Below are 1195 nucleotides of genomic sequence, written 5' to 3'. Positions count from 1 at the left end.
CAAGCTGCCGACGACGTCGCCCTCAGCTTCGGTGTCTGCCTTATCTTGGGCCTTGCCGTGAGCGACTTGTGACCGCGCTTCAGGCCCTGACGGGTCAGCATGCCGCAGACCGCGTTACGACTGCACCCGAGCCGCCGCGCTATCTGCGCCGCGCTATGTCCTGCGGACCAGAGCCTGGTGAGGAGCTCTATGTCTTTCGCATCCCAGCCCATGGGGGATATTATAGCACCGACGGTCGAACACGCGTCAATCTAGTCTTCGTCCGGCTCGCGCACGACCGCCGGTTCGTCATCGCCGTCTTCGTCATCTTCATCCTCTTCATCCTCTTCATCTTCATCGGGATCTCTTGGGGGCGTCGCGCTGCCCATAAGCACGAGCGGTGTCCAGCAGATCGCCGTGATGGAAGCTTCGAAGGTGTGTTGCTTCATGTGTTGCTGCTCCTCGAAAAGCATCTTCGGTGAAATCCTGACCGGCGGCACGCGCAGATCCAGGGCGCGCGACTGTCGCAAACGCGAGGGTGACATCAGGTCGACGACATGAGCAGGGGCAGCACCGCCACGCAACTGGCGAGGCTACTTGATCGAAAACCCATCAGACTCTATGTCAACCAAAAGCTCGCCGCTGGTGATTTCGGGAACCCCAAGATCGAGGTCATGCAGACTTGCCTGAACAAACGCCAGTATCTTGGCGTTTGCTACGTTGGCGCTTTCGCGGTCATCGAATATCATCATGGCGATGCCGACACCGTCGCCCGCATCCAGCACATGGTAAGATCTAAATCCCTGCGATTGCCTCAGGATCTCACCGACGCCGCTCTTGGCGCGACGAGCGGCGTCCGCCACCGAACGAACCTTCGTGTATTTGCGAATGACCATGTACATGGGTCCACCACGCGCCATACGCTCCCCGCATCAGAGCATATCGGTCCCAGTCGGACCAGTGCCAACCTCCGCGATAGACCACAGCGCCCGGTTGGGCGGACCGCGCAACGCGCCTTTTCCCATGAGGCATCCTCGCCCGCAAGGGCGAGGTGCTTGAGGCTCAGGTGCCTTCGAACTTGAACGAGACGTTGAGCTTGGTGCGATAGGCCTCGACTTTTCCCTTGTCGTCCAGTTGCATATCGAGCTTGACCACCTCTGCAATGCGAAGATCCCGGAGGGATTTAGCGGCTTGCTCGACCGCATTGGCAGCCGCC

The 1195-nt window shown here is 59.9% G+C and carries 4 protein-coding genes; all 4 read right to left on the bottom strand.

Translation table 11 applies throughout. The annotated features are described in order from the left end of the window. Positions 1-212 (bottom strand): GcrA family cell cycle regulator (locus tag GWG67_RS38665; protein WP_275174884.1); only part of this gene is annotated, 212 nt, incomplete at its 3' end. A 39-nt stretch (positions 213-251) separates the two neighbouring features. Next, positions 252-428 carry a hypothetical protein gene (locus GWG67_RS38660; RefSeq protein ID WP_275174882.1) on the bottom strand — a complete coding sequence of 59 codons (177 nt, stop codon included), beginning with the start codon at positions 426-428 and terminating at the stop codon, positions 252-254. A 144-nt stretch (positions 429-572) separates the two neighbouring features. Beyond that, entirely contained in the window at positions 573-881 is a 309-nt protein-coding gene (locus tag GWG67_RS38655; RefSeq protein WP_035992227.1) for a hypothetical protein, read from the bottom strand. A gap of 160 nt (positions 882-1041) precedes the next feature. Next, the coding region (locus tag GWG67_RS38650; RefSeq protein ID WP_275174885.1) for a dodecin domain-containing protein at positions 1042-1195 on the bottom strand (154 nt) is incomplete at its 5' end.

This window comes from Bradyrhizobium sp. CSS354, assembly GCF_029051725.1.
GTDB lineage: Bacteria > Pseudomonadota > Alphaproteobacteria > Rhizobiales > Xanthobacteraceae > Bradyrhizobium.
Note: the sequence above shows the minus strand (reverse complement) of the source record. Positions and strands in the feature narration are given on the sequence as shown.